8 protein-coding genes are annotated in these 6,286 nt (G+C 68.0%); all 8 read right to left on the bottom strand.

Annotation, left to right across the window (positions count from 1 at the left end; translation table 11 throughout):
- On the bottom strand, nt 1–822 hold an 822-nt coding region (locus ACRDUX_RS37800; protein ID WP_526422166.1), incomplete at its 3' end, for a lysophospholipid acyltransferase family protein.
- A 35-nt stretch (nt 823–857) separates the two neighbouring features.
- Nucleotides 858–1,970 (bottom strand): SDR family oxidoreductase, encoded by a 1,113-nt coding sequence (locus ACRDUX_RS37795; RefSeq protein ID WP_526422164.1) that lies wholly within the window; start codon nt 1,968–1,970, stop codon nt 858–860.
- Between the two features lie 29 nt (nt 1,971–1,999).
- Nucleotides 2,000–2,101, bottom strand: coding sequence for a 30S ribosomal protein bS22 (locus tag ACRDUX_RS37790; RefSeq protein WP_003402602.1), 102 nt, complete (start codon nt 2,099–2,101; stop codon nt 2,000–2,002).
- A gap of 137 nt (nt 2,102–2,238) precedes the next feature.
- Nucleotides 2,239–2,496: a helix-turn-helix domain-containing protein gene (locus ACRDUX_RS37785; protein ID WP_526422162.1), complete on the bottom strand. Its 258-nt coding sequence runs from the start codon at nt 2,494–2,496 to the stop codon at nt 2,239–2,241.
- Nucleotides 2,497–2,636: 140 nt separating this feature from the next.
- Nucleotides 2,637–3,509 carry a pyrroline-5-carboxylate reductase gene (gene proC, locus ACRDUX_RS37780; protein ID WP_526422160.1) on the bottom strand — a complete coding sequence of 291 codons (873 nt, stop codon included), beginning with the start codon at nt 3,507–3,509 and terminating at the stop codon, nt 2,637–2,639.
- Nucleotides 3,510–3,555: 46 nt separating this feature from the next.
- The gene (locus tag ACRDUX_RS37775) at nt 3,556–4,392 is read right to left on the bottom strand and encodes an acyl-CoA thioesterase (RefSeq protein ID WP_526422168.1); all 837 of its coding nucleotides are present in this window, start codon (nt 4,390–4,392) and stop codon (nt 3,556–3,558) included.
- A gap of 87 nt (nt 4,393–4,479) precedes the next feature.
- Nucleotides 4,480–5,325, bottom strand: a complete 846-nt coding sequence (locus ACRDUX_RS37770) for a sugar phosphate isomerase/epimerase family protein (RefSeq protein ID WP_526422158.1) — start codon at nt 5,323–5,325, stop codon at nt 4,480–4,482.
- 18 nt (nt 5,326–5,343) lie between these two features.
- Nucleotides 5,344–6,286: Rv0497 family membrane protein (locus tag ACRDUX_RS37765; RefSeq protein WP_526422156.1), on the bottom strand; the 943-nt coding region annotated here is incomplete at its 5' end.

Below are 6,286 nucleotides of genomic sequence, written 5' to 3'. Positions count from 1 at the left end.
GGCCAACAGCTTGACGTCGGTGATCATCGGGTAGATCTCCTCGGACCCGACGATCGAGCACGGAATGATGGGCGCGCCCGCGCGCAGAGCTGCCGCCACGAACCCGCCGCGGCCGAAACGCTGCAGCTTGTAGCGGTCCCGGAAGTTCTTGCCCAATCCCTTGTAGCCCTCGGGGAACACGGCGGTGAGCTCGCCTGCGGCCAGCAGGCGGTGCGCGTCGGCGGTGCAGGCCATGGTGTGACCGGCCTTGCGGGCAGCCTGACCCATCACGGGCATGTCGAACACCATGTCCGCGGCCAGCAGGCGCAGATCGCGGTGGGCGGGATGGTTGTCGTGCACGGCCACCGACGCCATCAGGCCGTCCAACGGGAGGACGCCCGCGTGGTTGGCCACGACGAGTGCCGCGCCCGTCTCCGGCAGGTTCTCGATACCGCCGACCTCGACCCGGAACCAGTTGCGAAAGAGCCCTCTCAGCAAAGGCAAAAAGATTGCGTCGTTGAGGTGCTTGTCGAAGCCGAACTCGTCGACGGTGTAGTCACCGGACATCCGCTTGCGGACGAACTCGGCGACCGCGGCGATGCGCTGGGCGAGCTCGTTGGGACCCTCGTCTACGCGCGCCGCGCCGGGGACGGACCCACGGCGGTCATCGATCTCGCGGACGACGGCCGCGATCTGATCAGGAGAGGCCCTGGTGCCGGAATCCTCGAGCAACGACGGATGCCGACGCGTGCTCTCGACTCGTGCCGCCGCCCTCCGCTGAGCCGATGCTCGACTCGAATTGGAGTGCAACGGAATGACTTTCGCTTTGGAATCACCCGGCACTTCGCAACCTTCTCCCCACCCTGTATAGGAACAGCCTAGCGCCCCCAGCGCTGTGCCGCCGAAATGGCGCGACTCTCGATCGAGCGTACCCACCGCGGATCGACGATCGGCGTCAATCCGCGACCGCGTACGTAATCGTCGAAAGCCTCCGCCGTCGTCCACTTCGGGCTATAACCAAGGTCCTTGCGCATCCTCGCCGTGTCCATCACCCGGCCGTAGCTCAGATAGTTCAGCTGCTCGCGGTCGAGCTCGCTGTAGCGCGTCGCACGCCTCAGCGAATCGACGGCAGACAGTGCCGATTTCGGCACCGGCAGCGGAACGCGCCCCGACCGGCGGATGGCCTGCGACATCATGATCACGCCGGAGGCTCCGACGTTGAACGTGCCCGAACGGCCCGCCATCGTGGCACGCTCCAGCACGCCGAGCGCGTCCTGTTCGTGCAGCAGCTGCAGCCGGGCGTCGTGGCCGAGCACCGAGGGCACCACGGGGCCTGCCAGATACCGCGAGAGCGCGGTGTCCATGGCCGGCCCGATCATGTTGGCCAACCGCAGGATCGACACGGCGATGTCGGGGCGCCGACGCGCCAGCCCACGGGCGTACCCCTCGATGTCGATGCTGTCCTGGGCGAACCCCTCGCCGGGCGGCCTGCGCGCACTGCCGTCCTCGGTGAACAGGACGGGGTCACGCGGGCTCGAGCCGTACACCTCTGAGGTGGACTTGAGGATCACGCGACGCACCGACGGCGCCTTCTGACAGGCCGCGAACAGCTGCATCGCGCCCATGACGTTGAGTTCCTTCAGCGCGGCCCTGCCGCCGGCACGCGGAGCGTACGACGCCGCGGCGGCGTGCACCACCGTGTCGACGTCCCCATTGCGAATCACCTTGGCGATGAACGGGTTCCGAATGTCCGCGCGGACGAACTCCGCGCGGCCCATCCGACGCAGCAGATCCTTGCTGGGAGCCACTGCATCGACTGCGATGACGTGGTTGATCAGCGGGTCCTGCACCAGCCTGGCCGTCAGGTAACCGCCGAGGAACCGGCACGCACCAGTGACCAGCACCACCCTGGGGTGGTGCTCGGTGTCGTGCTGGTCAGAACCTCCGGGACCCTGCCCATGGTTCTGGGGCGGCCGGCCGGTCGAATCCATCGGGCCAGCCTAACGGGACAACCTTGGGGTTACTTACCAAGTTTTCTGCGCTGCACCCGAGTACGACGAAGCAACTTGCGGTGCTTCTTCTTCGACATGCGCTTGCGCCGCTTCTTGATGACTGAACCCATGAACTCCGCTACCTAAGACATCGCCAGGCGTTTGTGCCTAGTGAACCGAACCGTCACCTTACCCGGCGAGGACTGCGGTACGAAAACGGCTGCACCATCGCACGGGTCGCCACGCTTCTGCCCCAGGACGGTGGCGGCTATCCCGCGTCGAAGTACGACGTCTCCAGGAGGTCGTGAACGGCCTTGGCGTGGACACGGAACGACCGACCGACCCGCACCGCGGGCAGCTCTCCGTTGTGGACCAATCGGTAAACCGTCATCTTGGAAACCCTCATCAGGCTCGCCACCTCAGCGACGGTGAGGAATTGCTGCCGTGGCGGCTCGCCGGCGGAGGCATCACGCGCCGCCTTACCGCTAGCGGAATCCCGCGCCGATGGCCCGTTCATAGACGTCATCGCAAACCCAATCAATCAGGCACGGCCAGTCCCAACGGCTTCCCCACCGCTGGCACCAACGTGTGCATACCTCAGGGAGAATAGCGTGGCCACTGGGGTTATTGCGACGGGTGTGGGCTAATCCGTAGGAATTCCTTGAACTACTCTGATGTAATTCCTAGCTGCTCAGAGCGTGTTTTTGCGGCGGCCACGGCCGCGGCTACCGCCGTGCGAAGGCCGCCGCGCTCCAGTTCCCGCAGACCAGCGGCGGTAGTGCCGCCCGGTGACGTCACGGTGGCGCGCAGCTGAGCGGGGCTGGTGTCCATCGCCGTGCCCATCGCACCGTCACCGGCCGGATTGGCGTTGTCGAGGCTTTCCAGCAGCATTGCCGCGGAACCCGCCATGGTCTGAGCCGCCAGATCGGTGGCCACCGACCGCGGCAACCCCACGGCGACGCCAGCGTCGACGAGCGCCTCGACCATCAGGAAGAAGTACGCCGGACCCGAACCCGACACCGCGGTGACGGCGTCCAGCTGAGACTCGGGCACCGTCAGCACACCGCCGACCGCGTCGAAGATCGCCGAGACCTCCTTGAGCTGCTCGGCGGTCGCGAACCGCCCTGCGGCCAGCGCACTGACGCCCCCACCGACGACGACGGGTGCGTTGGGCATCACCCGGATGACGGGTGACCCGGCCGGGAGGTTGGCCTCGTAGTACGCGGTGGTGACACCGGCAGCCACCGTGACGACGACCTGCTCCGCGCTGGTGTTCTCGGCCCGAGCGGCAGCATCGGAGATCTCGCCGACCACCCGTTCGACGTCCGACGGCTTGACCGCGACGACGACGTAGGCCGCATTCTCGGCAGCCTCGGTCACCGAGGTCACCAACACCGAATAGGTCTCCGAGAGGTACTTGGCCCGGTCGGGGTGCTGCTCGGCAACGACCATGTCCCTGGTCTGCCGCCCCGAGCGCAAGAGCCCGGAAAGCAGTGCCTCGCCAATGCTTCCGCCACCAATGATCGCAATTCTCGCCACGCCCGCAAGCATTGCACGCCCACCGTCCGGACCCTCGGTGGTGCCGCTACGGCTGCGGTGCCTGCGGCACCAGCGCGAGCTGGCGGGTCTGGACGACGATGCGGCCCTCACAGTCCACCACCACGTGATCCTCGTCGAACCACTCCTGCCCGATCTGCACGGTCGTGCACATCACCCGCAGCCAGCCATCCGCAGGCAGGCCCCGCAGGTAGGCGGTGAGCTGGACCGTCGGCGCCCAGCCGAACCGGTTGACGGCGAACGTCACGGGCGCCGAGACGTCACCGCACAGCAGCGCGAACAGGACGTCCGGGGAGCCCTCCCTCGGGCGCACCCAGTACTCGATCACCGGGGGCCCGCCGTCCGAGCGCGGCCCCATGGTCGTGAGCGAGGGCCTGATGTCGCAGCCGTGTGCCAGGTGCACGATATCGGCCATCGGGTGCCCCGGTCCGATCGGTTCGAGCCCTGGCGGCGGATCCGGCGTCATCAGGGGCACCACCGGATTGACCGACAGCAGCGGCGCCACGTCGTGCTCGGGGTCGGCGAGGGTGATGGTGGCCCGCACGGCCGTTTTCTGCTCTTCGCGCGAGCGCTCATTGCCCGTCCCGCCACCCTGGTTGAGCTCGACGTCGACGAGGCTGACCCGACGACCCCGCTTGCGGATCGTGGTCACCAGACGCAATGGGCCGGGGTCCGGCGCCCACAGGAAGCTGCCGGACACCGCAATCGGCTCGTGCCCGTCGACGCCGAGCGCTGTCCGCGCCGCATTCGCGCACAGCGCGAGCATCGCCCCGCCGTGGACCTTGGGCCCGATCGTCCAGTGCTCGTTGAGCTTGGCGTCGAAGATGGCGACCGTCCCGTCCGACGACACCGGCGTCAGCCTCATGGCATCGGCGAACGACGTGGACGCGGCTGATTCAGTCAAGGGCGAGCGTTCCAATCCTTCGGTGTCTTCTGTTCTTCGCGCAAGCGCTCACCGCAACAGGTGGGTCCGCGCGAAGTCGAGCGATTCGGCCAGCAGCTGCTCACGCTCGGCAGCCGTCCTGGCACGCGACGTGGTGACCTCGAGGATCACGTGGCCGGAGAAGTTGCCGGCGGCCAGCATCTCGCAGATCTCCACGGCGGGCTGGGTACCGCGACCCGGCACCAGGTGCTCGTCAGTCGACGCACCACTGCCGTCACAGAGGTGCAGGTGCACCAGCCCTTCGCCCATCCGGTCCGCCATGTCGATCGCGTCGGTGCCCGCCGTCGCCGAGTGCGACAGGTCCAGCGTGTAGTGGGCGTGATTGCCGTCCAGCGGGTCGTATGACGGCGCGAACGCCGAGACGCCTACTCCCGGCGTGCCGCCGCGCTTGCGCATCCGCGAGATCGACGGCTGGCCCGTGCCGAAGATGCGGTCAGCCCGGAAGGGGAACATGTTCTCCACCGCCACCAGGACGTCACTGGACTCCTCGAGCCCGGCGACCTGATCGCTGAACCCCTCGGCATAGCGGCGTTGCCACCGGAACGGCGGATGCACCACGACCGTCTGCGCGCCGAGCTCCTCGGCGGCGCGGACACTGCGGTCCAGCTTGGAGATCGGATTGGCGCCCCACACGCGCTGGGAGATCAGCAGACACGGCGCATGCACGCTGAGCACGGGCATGCCGTACTTCTCCGACATCCGCTGGATCGCGGCGACGTCCTGGCTGACCGACTCCGCCCACACCATGAGCTCGACGCCGTCGTAACCGAGGCGGGCGGCGTACTCGAAGGCCGCCTCGGTCCTCAACGGGTAGACCGAGGCGGTCGAAAGACCGACCTTGATGGCGGGGCGCACGTGGCTTGTTTCGTCGTGTCAGTGCGACTGCAGGAGCGCCAGCGGGCCAAGCGTGACCAACGCGCCGACCGCGACCGCGATCAACGTGCTGCCGATGTCCTCCGTCTTGCGCACCACCCGCACCCCGACGACGAGGCCGAGGATGACGAGGACGGACAGCACCAGCGCGACGATGGTGTTCCATCGCCACAGCTGATCGAACGCGATGAAAAGGCCTGCGCCGAAGGCGACGGCGAGGATGCACTGCGCCACCACCCACGCGCCCCAGACGAACGCCGAGCCGCCCTCTTCGGAGAGTTCCTCCCGGGAGGGCTCCTGAACCTTGGACTCCGACTCGGTGCCGCCGAGGTCGATGTCCTCGGGCCCAGGCTGCGGCCCGCGCCTGGCCAGATCATCGGCGACGGACTGACCACCGAACAACGTGCCCGAACTGGACCGCAGATATGACGGCCCGTCGTCGTCAGCAGTCACGTCGTCGTCCGTCGACGACGAGTGTTTGTCGAGTACCTCGGTGAAGTCGACGTCGGGCCCGAGGTCCAGCATCTCCTCGTCGTCGACGGCGGGGTCGGGGCTCATCTGCTCGGCGCCGCTGCCCTGCGCCGTCCCGAAGCCGATGGGCTTGCCCACCTGGGGCCGACGTGGCGGCGGCGCGAAGTCCAGGGGTGCCGGGTCGACGTCACGCTGTTCGAGGTGAGCGGCGTAGTCGGCTTCCGCTTCGGTGAGGACCGGCTCGGGCTCGGCCTCGGCTTCGGGCTCGGGGGCGGCCTCTACGACGGGATCGTCAGCAGGCGCCTCGGTCGGCTCCTCGGAGGCCTCCTCGACGAGTTCCCCAGAGGAAGGCCTCTGGTCGGTCCGGGCCGGGGTGCGACCGGTCGTCGCGGTGTCGTCGCCGACGATCGGGATCTCGCCGGTCAGCTCGGCGACGGTCACGGCGTCGCTGTTGCCGCGCCGACGTCGGCGC

The sequence above is a fragment of the Mycobacterium sp. genome (genome assembly GCF_050701675.1).
Lineage (GTDB): Bacteria > Actinomycetota > Actinomycetes > Mycobacteriales > Mycobacteriaceae > Mycobacterium.
This window is presented reverse-complemented; position numbering and strand designations above follow the sequence as displayed.